Origin of the sequence: Micromonospora sp. NBC_01740, assembly GCF_035920365.1 — a bacterium.
Taxonomy (GTDB): Bacteria; Actinomycetota; Actinomycetes; order Mycobacteriales; family Micromonosporaceae; genus Micromonospora; species Micromonospora reichwaldensis.
On record NZ_CP109150.1, the window covers coordinates 5,232,903 to 5,247,644 of the forward strand.

Sequence of the window (14,742 nt, forward strand, 5' to 3'; positions counted from 1 at the left end):
CGACCGAAATGTCGAGGTGCGGTTCGTGCGTGAACTGACGAGTTGGCTGTCCGGTGCCGGTGAGCCCGACAGTTTCCCATACTCCGCCGTGCTGGCGGAGTATCACCGGGTCGGCAAACACTTCGTCGAGAAGGAACTGCTGGCCCTGCTCGACCAGGCCCGTGCGCAGTCGACGGTGCCGGCGGCCGCGCGGGATGCCCACGCCCGGTTGCTGGGTGCCTTCCTCGACGCCGCGCTCGACAAGTGGGACGGCCGGTACGACTACCGCAGTTACCTGGCGCTGCGGCTGCTCCGGCTGCCCTGCGGGGACGAGGTCGACGACGGGCCGGCCGCCGACCCGGTCGGTGCCCGGCGGGACCGGGACCGGCTCCTCGTCCGCCTGGTCGCCGACGCGCTGGCCTTCGAGCTGACCGCCGCCTCCGGCGCCACCGACCTGCTGCCCGAGCGGCGCCCGAGCCGGGACGTGGTGGCCAAGCGCTACCGGCTCGGCGTACGGGCCGCGTCCCCCGCTCTCGTCCGGCTGGGCCTGGCCGGCACGGTCCCCCACCGGGAGGCGGTGGCGACCCCGGACGAGCTGCGGGCCCTCGCCGCCGACCCGGATCCCACCGGGGAGCTGGTGCTGCGGCTGAGCATGCTGCCGGTCCACGTGACACACGACGAGTACCTGTTCATCCGGGTGCTCCAGGCGTACGAGTGCCTCTTCGCGGGAATCGCCGACGAGCTGCGCGCCACCGTCGCCGCCCTGACCGCCGGCCACGCAGGACCGGCGGTCGAGCGGCTGGCGTACGCCCGCGAGCAGCTCACCGCCGCCGGACCGCTGTTCTCGCTGCTGGCCACCATGCAGGCGGAGGCGTTCCGGACCTTCCGGGAGTTCACCGAGGGGGCGAGCGCCATCCAGTCGCGCTCCTACAAGCTGGTGGAGTCGCTGTGCCGTACCCCGGAGGGGTCGCGGTTGGACTCGGCCGCCTACCACCAGGTGCCGGAGGTCCGCGACCGGGTGCACGCCGGGCGGCCGTCGGTCGACGACGCGTTCCGGGCCGCCGTACGCGACGGACTGCTCGCCGCGCCCGGCGGCGAGCGGGTCGAGGAGGAGATGCGGTCGTTCGCCGCTGCGGTCGTCCAGTGGCGGCGTACGCACCACCGGCTGGCGACCCGGATGCTCGGCCCCCGCCCCGGCACCGGCTACACGGAGGGCACGCCCTACCTGGCCGCCGTCCGGTCCATCCCGGTCTTCACCTCCGTCGCCGACGACTCCCGATCCCCGTCCCCGACCGCACCGACCGGAGGCAGCCCCGAGTGAGCCCGCCCGAACCGCACCCCGACGCGCACCTGCCCGAGTGCCTCGACGCCACCGCGCACGCCGCCCTGCGCGCCGAGTTCCCCCTGCTCCAGAGCGCCGTCTATCTCAACAACAACTCCACCGGCGCGGTGCCCAGAGGGGCGGAACACGTCCTCACCGGCTACTGGGAGACGCTGCGGAGCTGGCGCGACGAGGTCTGGCAGGGCTGGCACGTCGGCCTCGACCGGTACGCCGACTCGGTCGCCGCCCTCATCGGCGCGCCGGCGGGCAGCGTCGTCACGGACGCGAACCTGAGCACGCTGCTCGCCCGGGTGGCGTCCTGTTTCGACTACCGCCCGCCGCGCGACCGGATCGTCACCACCGACCTCGAGTACCCGACCGTGCCGTTCATCTGGAACGCGTTCCGCCGCTACGGCGCCCGACTCGACGTGGTCGGCTCGGGCGGCCCGCGGTTCGACGAGGACGCCCTCGATGCGCGCGTCGACGAACGCACGCTGCTGGTGTGCGTCCCGCACGCCAGCTTCTCCTCCGGCGCCACCATCGACCTGCACCGGCTGGTGCGGCGCGCCCACGACGTCGGCGCCCTGGTGGTGGTCGACGCCTTCCAGAGCGTCGGGGTGATGCCGCTGGACGTGACGGCGCTCGGCGTCGACGTGGTCCTCGGCGGCGCGCACAAGTGGCTGTGCGGGGTCGGCACCGCCTTCCTCTACGTCCGCCCGGGCCTGGTCCCGAAGCTGGAACCGGCGGCGACCGGCTGGCAGGCCGGCGACCGGGCGTTCACGTTCCAGCCGTCGACCGGCTGGGCCGACGGGGCCCGGCGGTTCGCCGGCGGCACCCCGTTCCCCCTCACCTCGCTGGTCTCCCAGGTCGGCCTGGACCTGCTGGCCGGGGTGGGCATCGACGCGATCCGCCGGCACTCGCTCGCCTGCACCCAACGGGTCCTGGACCGGGCCGCGGCGGCCGGCATCGACGTGGTCAGCCCGACGGACCCGCACCGGCGCGGCGGCGTCGTCTGCCTGGACGTCGCCGACGGCGAGGCCGTCAAGCGGCGGCTGGTCGCGCGCGACATGGTCTGCAGCTGGCGGGGCCACCTGCGGGTCGGCCCGCACGTCTACAACACCCTCGACGAGATCGACACGTTCATGGACGCCCTGGAAGAGGAGCTGAAACGGTGAAGGTCACGCTGTCCCCCCGGGCGCTGATGAGTCTGCTCGCCAACGGGCCCAAGGCCATGGACGTGCTGGAGACCGCGCTCGGCATGGGACTGCTCGACGCGCTGGAGCCCGGGCCGGCGAGCCTCGGCGAGCTGGCCGCCCGGTTCGGCGTACGGCCCCTGCGGCTCTACAAGTTCCTCGACTGCCTGGAGAGCCTCGGCATCGTCGAGCGCAGTGAGCCAGGCGACGACATCACGACGGCCACGTACCGCGCGGTGCCCGGCCTCCGGGACGCCGTCACGGCGGTCGTCGGCCCCGGCGCCGTCGAACGCGACCGGGACCGCTACCCCTGGCGGCGGCTGCACGGACGGCTGGCCGAGAGCCTGCGGGGCGAGGTGAGCATGAGCGACGACGACTTCGCCTGGCCCCCGAAGACCGACGAGCAGACCGCCGACTTCGAGCGCAGCATGGCCGTCGGTCTCGGCCCGGTGATCGAGACGGTGCACCGCAACGCCGACCGGCTGTGGCCGGACCGGCGTCGCCTGCTGGACGTCGGCGGGGGCGACGGCACGCTCGCCGCGCACGTCCTCGACGACGCCCCGGGGCTGCGGGCCGACGTGTACAACCTGCCGGCCGTGGCGCCGCTGGTGGCGGCCACCGCGGCCCGCGGGGGGCATGCCGACCGGCTGGGTTTCGTCGGCGGCGACTTCTTCGCCGAGCCGCTGCCCACGGGCTACGACGCCATGGCGTTCGTCCGGGTGCTGCACGACTGGCCGAACGACGTCGCCCGCCGGCTGGTCGAGAAGGCGTACGCGGCCCTCGAACCGGGCGGGCTGCTGGTGATCTGCGAGGAGTTCCGCACCCCGGACCGGCTGGCGATGCAGTTCTTCTGGAGCTACTTCCTCATCGGGGTCGACAGCTGCGTCAGCCGGCTGCGGGAGGTCGAGTTCTACACCGGCCTGCTCAAGGAGGTCGGCTTCGACCGGGTGGCCGTGCTGCCCGGCGGCTGGGAGCTGGTCTGCGCGTACAAGCCGGTGGCCGGGGTGTGATCCGCCGGGCCGGCGTGGCGGGGCCGCTTCCCCGCCACGCCGGCTCGGCGGCGTTTGACCGCCGGGGCCGGGGGAAGACCGTGCGCCCAGGGCCGATTCCGGAGGAGCGACGATGGCGGACGCAGGACGGGCCAGGAAGGCCACCGGGGCGCGCAAGGCCCCGATGAAGCGGGCGGCGGCGGCGAAGAAGGTGGCGACGGCCACGAAGCGGGCCACCGGGGCGACCGCGGCCAGGTCCCCGGGCGGGAAGCCCACCCCGACGACCGCCCGCGCGGCCCGGAAGAAGGACACCTCGGCCACGGCGGCCCCGGCCCGCGCCCGCAAGGCGCCCGCCACCGCCGCGCCCGCGAAGAAGGCGCCCGCGAAGAAGGCGGCGAAGGCCGCGGCGACCCGCGCCGGCGCGGCCTCGAAGGCCCCGGCCCGCAAGGCGACGACCATGGAGTCGTTCGGCACCCGACGGGCGCCCCGGACGAGCGCCGGCTGAGCCGGCACCACGACGCGCGGCGGGGTCCGGACGCCGGCGGCGCCGGGGCGTCGGCCAGAATGGGCCGGTGGCGAAGCGATCCCGCCGGCGGGCGGCCGACGACCGTGACCGGCCCTGCCCCTGCGGCGCCGGCCAGCCGTACGCCGGATGTTGCGGGCGGCTGCACCGGGGCGAGGCGGACGCGGCGACCGCCGAGGCGCTGATGCGCTCGCGGTACAGCGCCTTCGCCGTCGGCGACACCGCGTACCTGCTGCGCAGCTGGCACTCCTCGACCCGGCCGGGCGCCCTCGACCTCGACCCCGGCCAGCGCTGGACGGGCCTGGAGATCGTCGACACCGACCGGGGCGGGCTGTTCGACGCCACCGGCACCGTCGAGTTCCGGGCCCACCACCGCGCCGGCGGCCAGCCGGGTACGCAGAGCGAGCGCAGCCGGTTCGTCCGCGAGGACGGCCGTTGGGTCTACCTCGACGCGCTGCCCGACTGACGCCCGGTCGCGGCGCCTGGGCACCGCGACCGGGACGCGCTCAGCCGTTGGCGGCGACGCCGTGCGTCAGGCCGAGCCGGTCGACCGCCGCCGAGACGAGTTCGTCAGGCGTCAGCGACAGGTCGAGCACCAGCACCGACTCGTCGGGGTGGTGCTGTTCCAGGGTGGCCAGCTGCGACTCCAGCAGGCTCGGCGGCATGAAGTGCCCGGCACGCCGGGCCATCCGCTCCCGGATCACCTCGGCGGCGCCGTCCAGGTGGACGAACTCGACGCTCGGCGGCCCCTGCCGCAGCGTGTCGCGGTAGGACCGCCGCAGCGCCGAGCAGGCCAGCACCGTCGACACGCCCTCGGCGGCGCGGGCGGCCATCCAGCCCGCCAGCTCGCGCAGCCAGGGCAGTCGGGCGGCGTCGTCCAGCGGCACGCCGGCGCGCATCTGCGCCACGTGCTCCGGCGTGTGGAACTCGTCGGCCTCGGCGAAGACCAGTCCGGTACGGGCGGCGATGCCCCGGGCCACGGTCGTCTTGCCGGCGCCGGACACCCCCATCACGACCACGTGCCGCGTCGGGGACGCGCCCTCACCAGTCATGGACGGTGCCGTCCTGGAGCCGGTTGAACGGCAGGTACGCCGGCACGTACGGGAACTTCGCGGCGGCCTCCTCGTCCAGTTCGACGCCGAGCCCGGGCTGCTCCCCCGGGTGCAGGTAGCCGTCGACGAAGGTGAACGACTGCCGGAACACCTCGTTGGTGAGCGCCCCGTGCCGCATGTACTCCTGGATGCCGAAGTTGTGGATGGCCAGGTCCAGGTGCAGGGCGGCGGCCATGCCGACGGGCGAGATGTCGGTCGGGCCGTGGATGCCGGACTTGATCTGGTACTGGGCGGCGAAGTCGAGCAGCTTGCGCATGGCCGTGATGCCGCCGGTGTGGGTGACGGCGGAGCGGACGTAGTCGATGAGCTGCTCGCGGATGAGCGTCTGGTAGTCCCAGACGGTGTTGAAGACCTCGCCGATCGCCAGCGGCGTGGTGGTGTGCTGGCGGACCAGCCGCAGCGCCTCCTGGTTCTCCGCCGGGGTGCAGTCCTCCAGCCAGAACAGGTCGTACGGCTCGAGGGCCTTGCCCAGCTTGGCGGCCTGGATGGGGGTCATCCGGTGGTGGCCGTCGTGCAGCAGCGGCAGCTCCGGGCCGAACTCGTTGCGGACCGCCTCGAACACGCCGGGCAGGTGGCGCAGGTAGGAGCGGGTGTCCCAGTCCTCCTCGGCCGGCAGCGGGATGCGCTGCGCCGGCTCGTAGTCGTACCGCTTGCCGTCGGCGCTGGGCTGGGCGGCGACCCCGTACACGGCGTTGATGCCCGGCACCGAGGTCTGCACCCGGATCGAGCGGTAGCCCTCGTCGAGGTGCCGGCGGATCGAGTCGAACAGCTCCGGCAGGTCCCGGCCGGAGGCGTGGCCGTAGGCCATGATCCCGGTGCGCGACGCCCCGCCCAGCAGCTGGTACAGCGGCATGCCGGCGGCCTTGGCCTTGATGTCCCACAGGGCCACGTCGACCGCCGCGATGGCGGCCATGGTGACCGGCCCGCGACGCCAGTACGCCGAGCGGTAGAGGAACTGCCAGGCGTCCTCGATGCGGTGCGCGTCCCGGCCGATCAGCAGCGGGACGACGTGGTCGCGCAGGTACGAGGCGACCGAGAGTTCCCGTCCGTTGAGGGTGCCGTCGCCCAGGCCGGTGACGCCGTCCTCCGTGGTGATCTTCAGGGTGACGAAGTTGCGGTCGGGGCTGGAGACGATGACGTCAGCGGCGACGATCTTCACGGGGTGCCTTTCTTCTTCGGGGTGCTCGGTGGTCAGCGGAGGACGTCGCCGGCCTCGTGGCCGTCGAGGAGGGACAGTTCGGCGCGGCGCGGCAGCCCTTCCCAGTCGCCGGGGCTGGAGACCGCGAAGGCGCCGAGGGTGGCCGCGCGGCGCAGCCGACCGGCCAGGTCGAGCCCGTCGAACCAGCCGGACAGGTAGCCTGCGGTGAACGCGTCCCCGGCGCCGACGGCATCGACGGCGGTCACGGTCAGCGCCTCGGCCTGCCGGACCCCGTCGCGGGTGTGCGCGCGGGCGCCGTCGGAGCCCAGCTTGACCAGGACCGTGTCCACGCCGCGGCGCAGCAGGTCCGCTACGACGGTGGACTCGTCGGCCCCGGGGTCGCCGACGAGGTCCAGCTCGTCGGCGGAGGCGACGACGGTCGAGGCATACCCGGCCAGCGGGGTGAGCACCTCGCGGGCGGTGTCGCGCGACCAGAGGCGTTCGCGGTGGTTGACGTCGAGGCAGACCGGGATGCCGGCGGCGACGGCTGCCTCGGCCGCCCACCGGGTGGCCGCGCGGGCGGTGTCGGACAGCGCCGGGGTGATGCCGCTCAGGTGCAGCATCCGCGCGCCGGCGGCCAGCGGCGCCCGCAGGTCGTCGACGCCGAGGGCGGAGCCGGCCGATCCGGCCCGGTGGTACTGCACCCGGGTCAGGTCGGCGGTGCGCCGCTCCAGGAACATCAGGCCGGTCGGCCGGTCCGGGTCGCGGGTCACGCCGTCGACGGCGACGCCCTCGGCGCGCAGCTGGCGCAGCACGTACTCGCCGAACTCGTCGGCGCCGACCCGGCCGACCCACGCGGCCCGGTGGCCCAGCCGGGCCACCGCGACGGCTACGTTGGACTCGGCGCCGGCCAGGTGCATGGTCAGCGGCCCTCCGGCGGCGAGCGGGCCGGCCGAGCGCAGCGACACCAGGGCCTCGCCGACGGTGAGCAGGTCGGGTGCGGTCATGACGGCGTCGACTCCCGCACGGCGGCGAGGTAGCTGCGCGCCCGCGCCCGCAGGGCGTCCAGGTCGCCGCCGGAGGCGGCGTCGCCGACCAGGGGGCCGCCGAGGCCGACCGCGATCGCGCCGGCCCGGAAGTAGCCGGGCACGTCGTCGCGGCCGACGCCGCCGACCGCGACGAACGGGATGTCCGGGAAGGGGTCGCGCACCGCCCTGAGGTACGCCGGGCCGCCGACCGACGCCGGGAAGAGCTTGACCGCCGACGCCCCCATCCGCACCGCGGTGTAGGCCTCGGTCGGGGTGAGCGCCCCGGCGGCCACCGGGAGGCCGCGGCGCGCCGCCTCGGCGATCGACTCGACCACGGCCGGCGTCACCACGAACTGCGCGCCCGCGGCGGCCACGTCGGCGACGTCGGCGGTGGTGAGCACCGTGCCGGCCCCGACCAGCGACCCGGCGGGGGCCGCCGCGCGCAGCGCCTCGATCGCCCCGAGGGCGTCCGGCGTGGTCAGGGCCACCTCGACGACGCGTACGCCCTCCTGGAGCAGCGCGGTGCCGGCGGCGATCGCGGCGGCGGTGTCGGTGCCGCGGATGATCGCGAGGATGCGCGCCGCGGTCAGTTCGGCGGTCAGGTTGACGGTCATGTGATCACCATTCCGCGTAGGAGCCGTCGCGGTGCCGCCACGTGGGGCTGCGCCACGCGTGTCCGCGCTTGTCCGCCGCCCGTACGGCGTGCTCGTCGATCTCGATGCCGAGGCCGGGTGCCGTGAGCCGCTCGACGTACCCGTCGACGAACGTCAGCGGGGTCTTGTCGAGGCAGTAGTCGAGCACCTCGGCGCCGAGGTTGTAGTGGATGCCGATGCTCTGTTCCTGGATCAGGTAGTTCGGCGTGGCGAAGCCGACCTGGAGGCAGGCGGCGAGCGCGATCGGCCCGAGCGGGCAGTGCGGGGCGAGCTGCACGTCGTACACCTCGGCCAGCGCGGCGATCTTGCGCACCTCGGTGATGCCGCCGGCGTGCGAGAGGTCCGGCTGGGCGACCGCGATGCCGGCCTGGAGCACCGGCAGGAACTCCTGCCGGTTGTAGAGCCGCTCCCCCGTCGACACCGGCGTGGTGGTGGAACGGACGAACTCGCCGATGAGGTGCGAGTTCTCCGGCACCACCGGCTCCTCCAGGAAGAACGGCCGGTACGGCTCGAGCAGCGGGGCGACCCGGCGGGCGGTGGCGAGGGTGAACCGGCCGTGGAAGTCGACCGCCACGTCCCGCTCGTCGCCGAGCACCTCGCGGGCGGCGGCCACCCGCTGCACCACGCCGTCGATCTCGGCGACGGACGCCACGCTGCTCATCCGGCCGGAGGCGTTCATCTTCACCGCGGTCAGGCCGGTGGCGACGGCGGCGGCGATCTGGTCGCGTACCTCGCTCGGCTCGTCGCCGCCGACCCAGCCGTAGACCCGGATCCGGTCCCGGACCGGGCCGCCGAGCAGCTGGTGCACCGGCGCGCCGAAGTGCTTGCCGGCGATGTCCCACAGCGCCTGGTCGAGCCCGGCCACGGCGCTGGCCAAAATCGGCCCGCCCCGGTAGAACGAGCCCTTGGTCATGACCTGCCAGTGGTCCTCGATGCGCAGCGCGTCCCGGCCGACCAGCAGCTCGCTGAGCTGCTCGACGGCGGTGCGGACGGTCTCGGACCGGCCCTCGCAGGTCGCCTCGCCCCAGCCGACGATCCCGGAGGACGTCTCGACCCGGACGAACAGCCAGCGCGGCGCGACGAGGAAGGTCTCCACCCGTTCGATCGTGGTCATGGCGTCCTCAGCCCTTCGTGGCGCCGGCGGTGAGGCCGGAGACGACGTACTTCTGCACGAACAGGGCGATCAGCATGATCGGCAGGGTGACCACCGTGGCCGCCGCCATCAGGCCGCCCCAGTCGATGCTGGCGTAGCCGACGAAGTCGAAGATCGCCACCGGGAGCGTCTTGGTGTCGGCCCCGGACAGCACGAGGGCGAACATGAAGTTGTTCCAGGAGAAGATGAACGACAGGATGCCCGCGGTGGCGATGCCGGGCACCGACAGCGGCAGGGTGATCCGCCGGAACGCGCCGATGTGGGTGAGCCCGTCGACGAGCGCCGCCTCCTCGAGCTCGGTCGGCAGGCCGTCGAAGTAGCCCATCATGATGTAGACGATCAGCGGCAGCGACACGAACATGTGGCTGAGGATCAGCACGGTGAACCCGCCGACCATCTGCAGGTTCGAGAAGACGTAGTACCAGGGCACCAGCAGCGAGACGCCGGGGATGACCCGCGCCATGAGCACGACGAGCGCGGACTTCTTCATGTTGAAGCGGCTCATCGAGTACGCGGCGGGCACGCCGAGCAGCAGCGACAGCACGGTGGCCGCGAGCGCCACCCAGAGGCTGTTGCCGATGAACTGGATGTAGTTCGCCTGCTGGAGCACGTTGGAGTAGTTGTCCATCGTCGGGGAGAAGACGAAGGCCTTGTCGGTGTCGTAGATGTCGACGTTCGTCTTCAACGACGCGGCGACCATCCACACCAGCGGCGCGATCAGCGCCAGCACGACGAGGACGAGGGCCACCGTGCGGAAGATCTTGTACGGCCTGCGCAGCTTCATCGGTCCAGCCCCTTCTTGCGGTAGGTCAGGGCCCACATCACCCCGATGATGATCAGGAAGAAGATGATGAGGACGGTCGATGAGACGCCGTAGTCGTTGTAGTCGAAGCTGAGCCCGTAGGCGTACACGTTCAGGGTCTCCACCTCGTGGAACGACCCGCCGCCGCGCCCCTTGGTGGCGTAGAGGATGTCGAAGGTCTTCAGGGCGTCGATGCCGCGCAGCAGGATCGCGACGATCACGGTGGGCATCAGCAGCGGCAGGGTGACGTGCCGGAACCGCTGCCAGGTGCTGGCGCCGTCGATCAGCGCCGCCTCCTGCGGCTCGTCGGACAGCGACGTCAGGCCGGCGAGCAGGATCAGCACGACCATCGGGGTCCACTGCCAGATGTCGATGAACATCGTCGTCGGCAGGGCCGAGTTCTGCCCGGAGAGCCAGGGCTGGGGATCGATGCCGACCCAGCCGAGCACCTGGTTGGCCATGCCGATGTTGGGGTCGAAGATCAGCCGCCACATCATGCCGACCGCGACCGGGGTGGCCACCAGCGGCAGGAGGATCGCGACCCGGACCCACTTCTCACCGCGGAACGGCCGCCACAGCAGCAGGGCGATGGCCATGCCGAGGACGACCTCGAAGAAGAGCACGACGCCGGTGAAGAGGGCGGTGCGCCACACGGCCGGCCAGAACCGGTCGGTGTCGCCGAGCACGTCGAGGTAGTTCTGGAAGCCGATGAACGAGCTCTCGGCACGGACCGAGCCCTCGGCGTCGGTCAGGCTGAGGTACCCGGTCCACGCCACCGGAAAGATGATCAGCACGGCGACGAACAACATGGCGGGTGCCGCGAAGAGCCACTTGCGGTGCGCGTTGGCCCAGCGCGACCAGGCCGAGGTCTCCGGGGACGCCGGACGCGCCTCGGGCGATCTTTTGACTGGTGTGGTGACGGCTGACATGAGGTCTCCGGGTGGGTCAGGGCAGCGGCCCGACGCGGGGTGGCGGAGCCGGTCGGCTCCGCCACCTGCGCTTCGGGCTACTTCGCCTCGTCGTCGAGGAACTTCTGGAACGCCTCGTTGGCCGCGTCCGCCGAGGCGGCCGCGTCCTTGCCGGTGATCGCGTCGACGATCGGCTGGCCGACGATCTCCCGCGCCTGGGCGACCTTCTCGACCAGCGGTCGGTCGTGGCCCACGCCGTTGGCGGTGCTGACCGTGGTGGCCTCGGCGAGGTCCTTCGGGTAGGTCGCCGCGCCCTCCGGGTTCTCCCAGACGGAGGTACGGGCGCTGGGCACGCCGGCCTTCTGCTGCGCCAGCGCCTGCTCCTTGCCGGCCGCCCACTGGATGAACTTCCAGGCGTTGTCCTGGTTCTTGGACGCCTCGTTGACGCCGAGCGCCCAGGACGGGATGTTGTACGGCTTCGAGCCGGCCGGGCCGGCCGGGAAGGCCGCGAACCCGACGGTCTCGGAGACCTTCGACTTGGCCGGGTCGGTGGCGTTCTTGTAGAGCGAGTTGGCCTCGGTGTAGAAGGCCGCCTTGCCCTGGGTGAAGATCGCCATCGCCTCGGACCAGCTCATGTCGGTGCTGATGTTCTCCGGGCCGTGCTCACGCAGCATCCCGCCGTAGTAGGCGTACGCCTGCTTGGCCTGCTCCGTGTTGATCGAGGCCTTGCCGCTGGCGTCGACGAAGTCGCCGCCGAAGCTGTAGAGGAAGCTGGAGAACTGGGTGACGGCGGCGGCCTTGCCGGTGCGGGACACGAAGCCCGCCACGCCCGGGTTGTCCGCCTCGACCTTCGCCGCCTGCGCCTTGAGCTCGTCGAGGGTCTTCGGCGGGGCGGTGAAGCCGGACTTCTCCAGCAGGTCCTTGCGGTAGTAGAGGACCTCCTGCTCGGTGATGATCGGCACGCCGACCACCTTGTCCTCGTACGTGGTGGCCTGCACCGGTCCGGACTGGAAGTCGGCGATCTCGAACGCGCTGTCCGACTTGCTCTTCTCCGTCAGGTCGGCGAGGTACTTGTTCTTGGCGAACAGCTTCCCCTCCTGCAGCGGCCGGTACATCATCACGTCCAGGTCGGTGGACCCGGCGTTCAGCTTGACGTTGTACTGGTCGGAGAGCTGGTCCTCACCGAGCTGGGTGACCTCCACCTTCAGGCCCGACTGCTTCTCGAACTCCGGCAGGGCCTTCTTGATGTTCTCCGTCCAGACGTGGTTCACCAGCGTCACGCGAACGGTGTTCGAGCCGCCGGCGTCGTCCCCGCCGCCACCGCAGGCGGACAGGCCGAGGGCGACGACCATCGCCAGGGAAGTCCCAATAACTGATCGACGTCTCACGTCCATCTCTCCTTATGCCGTGGCCGTGGCCGCCGCCCTGACGGGTGGGCCGCCACCTCGCGGTTTACATCCGCTTAACAACCGGATGCTAGGCCGAAAAAACAGATTTATACAAGGGGTAGGCCCAACTGATATGCTCCATGACGTGAAATCGTCCTCCTCGGGGGCTGTGGCCGCCCAGCTCGCCCCTGTCGAGGCTGGCCTGCACGCACGCGTCCTCGATCGCCTCGGCACGGCCATCTGTGACGGCGAGCTGACACCGGGGTCGGTGCTCAACATCGACGACCTGGTCGACCGCTACGCCGTGTCCCGCTCGGTCGTCCGCGAGGTGCTGCGGGTGCTCGCCTCGATCGGGTTCATCGAGACCCGGCGCCGCGTCGGGGTCATGATCCGCCCGTCGGAGGACTGGAACGTCTTCGATCCGCAGGTGATCCGCTGGCGGCTCGCCTCGGCCGGCCGCATCGTCCAGCTACGCTCGATCACCGAGCTGCGGACCGCCATCGAGCCGCACGCCGCCTGGCTGGCCGCCAACCGGGTCGGCCACGACGAGGCGAGCGACCTGGTCGGGCTCGCGGCGAAGATGTGGGCCGCCGGCAAGGCCGGGGACGAGGAGCGCTTCCTCCAGCTCGACATAGAATTCCACCGCCGGATCCTGGTCGCCTCCGGCAACGAGATGTTCGTCCGGTTGCAGGACCTGATCGCGGAGGTGCTCACCGGCCGGCACCAGCACCACCTGATGCCGCACCACCCGCACGAGCAGGCCCTCCAACTGCACGCCGAGGTGGCCCAGGCGATCCAGCGGCGCGACGGCGAGCGCGCCCGGCGGGCCATGGTGCAGCTCATGGAGCAGGCCTTCGACGAGATGAGCTCGATCTGGGAGCAGACCGGCGAGACCGCCGGCGCCTGAGCGCGACCCGCCGAGCTGGCAGCGTACCGGCGCGGGCGGCTCGGCGCCGGCAGCCCTGCGCGGGCGCGGACTCCGGGACCTCGACGGCCACCGGTGGTCGTTCCAACTGACGGCGGCGGGCCCGGCGGCGGTCGCACGGACCGCCGCCGGGCCGTGGTCAGCCGGGGTGCCCGGCGGTCGTCCGCGCCGGCCCGCGGCGGGCCGAGCGGCCCACGCGGGTCACCAGCAGCAGCGCCACGATCAGGTACGGCACCGCCGCCACCGCGAACGCGACCCCGTTGCCGGCCCCGGTGGCGAGCAGGCCGTAGCCGCCGTAGACCGCGATGACCGTCACGTCGGTGGCCATTCCGGCCAGCGAGGTGACGGTGGCGCGGCTGCCCCCGCTGATCCGGGCCTGCAACCGGGCGTCGGCGAGCACGGTGGCGAGCTGGAAGCCGCAGAACGCGGCCGCGACCAGCGCGAAGCCGGCCGGCCGGGCGGACAGCGCCCCCGCGACCAGGGCCAGGGCCGACAGCGCCAGCAGGCCGGCGTACCCCCGGGCGGTCAGCCGCTCCCCCGCCGGGGCCAGCAGGCCGCCCACGGCCACCCCGAGCCAGGTGAGCAGGAGCAGCAGCGGCACGGTCGCCTCGCCGACGCCGGTGTCCCGGGCCAGCAGCGGGGTGTACTCGTCGAGGGCGCCCCAGACCGCCGCGACGACCGCGACCAGCAGCACCGCCGCGCGCACGGTCCGGTCGGCGCGGACCTCGGCGAGCCCCGCGCGCAGGCTCGCCCACCAGCCGAGGTCCTCGTCGTCGTCCGCCCCGCCGTCGTGCCCGGTCCGCTCCGGCCCCCCGCCGCCCAAGACGAGGGCGGGCGCGGCGTCGACATCGGCGGACTCGGCGTCGGCCCGGACAGGCGCGGCGTCGACATCAGCGGACGCGGCGTCGGCCCTGACGGACTCGGCGTCGACAGCGGCGGTCTCGGGTCGGCGGTGTTCGGGGAAGCGGGTGGCGACGGCGGCGGCGAGCAGGCAGGCGAGCACGCTCGCCACGCCGACGGCCGGGTAGCCTCCGACGGCGAACACGGGGCCGGCCAGCAGGATCGAGGCGAGCACGCCGATCGTCCCGGCCGTCTTCGCCCGGCCGATGACGCGGGCGTAGCGGCCGGCGGCGCCCAGGCGGTCGAGTTCGGTGAAGACCAACGCCTCCAGCGCGCCCGAGGCGAGCGCCCCGCCGGCGCCCCAGAGCACGAACCCGACGGCGAAGGCCGGGTACGAGGGCACGAGCACCCAGAGGGCGAAGCCGGCGGCGGTGACCACCGGCGCGAGGCTGAGCAGCAGCCGCCGGGAGACCGCGTCGGCGAACGCGCCGGAGGGCACCTCCAGCAGGATGCTGGCGGCCGACCAGATCACGAACAGCGACGAGATCTGCCACACCGACAGGCCGGTGTCGCTGAACAGCAGCGCGTACAGCGGATAGAGCAGGACGAGTTCGCTGAGGAACGCGTACCCGTAGAGGGTGGCCGCCAGCCGGCGGACGCGCGCGTCGGACGCGCGCGGAGGGTGGACAGTCATGGGACCTTCCCGTGAGGACGAAGCGGACGCCGGACGTACGGCGACCGCGGCGGCCCACGGCAGTGGCCCCTAGCAGTGCATCAACATCGCCACGTC

Annotated in this window: 15 protein-coding genes; 6 read left to right on the top strand and 9 right to left on the bottom strand. The window is 72.9% G+C overall.

Translation table 11 applies throughout. From position 1 onward, the window contains the following. The first annotated feature begins 16 nt into the window (after nucleotides 1-16). The 5 genes from OG989_RS23280 to OG989_RS23300 all read left to right on the top strand — a co-directional run bounded on the left by OG989_RS23280 (nucleotide 17) and on the right by OG989_RS23300 (nucleotide 4,471). The gene (locus tag OG989_RS23280; RefSeq protein ID WP_327028440.1) at nucleotides 17-1,300 is read left to right on the top strand and encodes a tryptophan 2,3-dioxygenase family protein; all 1,284 of its coding nucleotides are present in this window, start codon (nucleotides 17-19) and stop codon (nucleotides 1,298-1,300) included. Then, nucleotides 1,297-2,475 (top strand): aminotransferase class V-fold PLP-dependent enzyme, encoded by a 1,179-nt coding sequence (locus OG989_RS23285; RefSeq protein ID WP_327028441.1) that lies wholly within the window; start codon nucleotides 1,297-1,299, stop codon nucleotides 2,473-2,475. The genes OG989_RS23280 and OG989_RS23285 overlap by 4 nt, the downstream gene beginning before the upstream one ends. Continuing rightward, the gene (locus OG989_RS23290; protein WP_327028442.1) at nucleotides 2,472-3,503 is read left to right on the top strand and encodes a methyltransferase; all 1,032 of its coding nucleotides are present in this window, start codon (nucleotides 2,472-2,474) and stop codon (nucleotides 3,501-3,503) included. The genes OG989_RS23285 and OG989_RS23290 overlap by 4 nt, the downstream gene beginning before the upstream one ends. Before the next feature lie 112 nt (nucleotides 3,504-3,615). After that, nucleotides 3,616-3,987: a hypothetical protein gene (locus tag OG989_RS23295; protein ID WP_327028443.1), complete on the top strand. Its 372-nt coding sequence runs from the start codon at nucleotides 3,616-3,618 to the stop codon at nucleotides 3,985-3,987. A 67-nt stretch (nucleotides 3,988-4,054) separates the two neighbouring features. Beyond that, a complete protein-coding gene (locus tag OG989_RS23300) occupies nucleotides 4,055-4,471 on the top strand; it encodes a YchJ family protein (RefSeq protein WP_327028444.1) in 417 nt (138 codons plus the stop codon). A 40-nt stretch (nucleotides 4,472-4,511) separates the two neighbouring features. On the opposite strand, the gene OG989_RS23305 is transcribed toward OG989_RS23300, so the two are convergent. The 8 genes from OG989_RS23305 to OG989_RS23340 all read right to left on the bottom strand — a co-directional run bounded on the left by OG989_RS23305 (nucleotide 4,512) and on the right by OG989_RS23340 (nucleotide 12,187). Next, the gene (locus OG989_RS23305; protein WP_151453640.1) at nucleotides 4,512-5,057 is read right to left on the bottom strand and encodes a gluconokinase; all 546 of its coding nucleotides are present in this window, start codon (nucleotides 5,055-5,057) and stop codon (nucleotides 4,512-4,514) included. Further along, nucleotides 5,047-6,312, bottom strand: a complete 1,266-nt coding sequence (gene manD / locus OG989_RS23310; protein ID WP_327031223.1) for a D-mannonate dehydratase ManD — start codon at nucleotides 6,310-6,312, stop codon at nucleotides 5,047-5,049. Before manD ends, OG989_RS23305 begins: the two co-directional genes overlap by 11 nt. Further along, nucleotides 6,309-7,262, bottom strand: a complete 954-nt coding sequence (locus tag OG989_RS23315; RefSeq protein WP_151453639.1) for a sugar kinase — start codon at nucleotides 7,260-7,262, stop codon at nucleotides 6,309-6,311. The genes manD and OG989_RS23315 overlap by 4 nt, the downstream gene beginning before the upstream one ends. Next, nucleotides 7,259-7,897 (bottom strand): bifunctional 4-hydroxy-2-oxoglutarate aldolase/2-dehydro-3-deoxy-phosphogluconate aldolase, encoded by a 639-nt coding sequence (locus OG989_RS23320; RefSeq protein WP_327028445.1) that lies wholly within the window; start codon nucleotides 7,895-7,897, stop codon nucleotides 7,259-7,261. Before OG989_RS23320 ends, OG989_RS23315 begins: the two co-directional genes overlap by 4 nt. A gap of 4 nt (nucleotides 7,898-7,901) precedes the next feature. Next, nucleotides 7,902-9,050 carry a galactonate dehydratase gene (gene dgoD, locus OG989_RS23325; RefSeq protein WP_327028446.1) on the bottom strand — a complete coding sequence of 383 codons (1,149 nt, stop codon included), beginning with the start codon at nucleotides 9,048-9,050 and terminating at the stop codon, nucleotides 7,902-7,904. A gap of 7 nt (nucleotides 9,051-9,057) precedes the next feature. Further along, the gene (locus OG989_RS23330) at nucleotides 9,058-9,873 is read right to left on the bottom strand and encodes a carbohydrate ABC transporter permease (RefSeq protein WP_327028447.1); all 816 of its coding nucleotides are present in this window, start codon (nucleotides 9,871-9,873) and stop codon (nucleotides 9,058-9,060) included. Next, on the bottom strand, nucleotides 9,870-10,820 hold the full coding sequence (locus OG989_RS23335; RefSeq protein ID WP_207914545.1) for a carbohydrate ABC transporter permease: 951 nt from the start codon (nucleotides 10,818-10,820) through the stop codon (nucleotides 9,870-9,872). Before OG989_RS23335 ends, OG989_RS23330 begins: the two co-directional genes overlap by 4 nt. 77 nt (nucleotides 10,821-10,897) lie before the next feature. Next, nucleotides 10,898-12,187: an ABC transporter substrate-binding protein gene (locus OG989_RS23340; protein WP_225852055.1), complete on the bottom strand. Its 1,290-nt coding sequence runs from the start codon at nucleotides 12,185-12,187 to the stop codon at nucleotides 10,898-10,900. 145 nt (nucleotides 12,188-12,332) lie between these two features. Between OG989_RS23340 and OG989_RS23345 the strand changes: the two genes are divergently transcribed. Next, entirely contained in the window at nucleotides 12,333-13,094 is a 762-nt protein-coding gene (locus OG989_RS23345; protein ID WP_225852054.1) for a FadR/GntR family transcriptional regulator, read from the top strand. A 157-nt stretch (nucleotides 13,095-13,251) separates the two neighbouring features. On the opposite strand, the gene OG989_RS23350 is transcribed toward OG989_RS23345, so the two are convergent. Then, entirely contained in the window at nucleotides 13,252-14,646 is a 1,395-nt protein-coding gene (locus OG989_RS23350) for an MFS transporter (protein ID WP_327028448.1), read from the bottom strand. Between the last annotated feature and the right edge of the window lie 96 nt (nucleotides 14,647-14,742).

Bases quoted from the DNA above. Each gene is read 5' to 3' on its own strand.
- OG989_RS23350 (WP_327028448.1), bottom strand. From the start codon at position 14,646: ATGACTGTCCACCCTCCGCGCGCGTCCGACGCGCGCGTCCGCCGGCTG.
- OG989_RS23315 (WP_151453639.1), bottom strand. From the start codon at position 7,262: ATGACCGCACCCGACCTGCTCACCGTCGGCGAGGCCCTGGTGTCGCTG.
- OG989_RS23320 (WP_327028445.1), bottom strand. From the start codon at position 7,897: ATGACCGTCAACCTGACCGCCGAACTGACCGCGGCGCGCATCCTCGCG.
- OG989_RS23330 (WP_327028447.1), bottom strand. From the start codon at position 9,873: ATGAAGCTGCGCAGGCCGTACAAGATCTTCCGCACGGTGGCCCTCGTC.
- OG989_RS23335 (WP_207914545.1), bottom strand. From the start codon at position 10,820: ATGTCAGCCGTCACCACACCAGTCAAAAGATCGCCCGAGGCGCGTCCG.
- OG989_RS23305 (WP_151453640.1), bottom strand. From the start codon at position 5,057: ATGACTGGTGAGGGCGCGTCCCCGACGCGGCACGTGGTCGTGATGGGG.
- OG989_RS23295 (WP_327028443.1), top strand. From the start codon at position 3,616: ATGGCGGACGCAGGACGGGCCAGGAAGGCCACCGGGGCGCGCAAGGCC.
- dgoD (WP_327028446.1), bottom strand. From the start codon at position 9,050: ATGACCACGATCGAACGGGTGGAGACCTTCCTCGTCGCGCCGCGCTGG.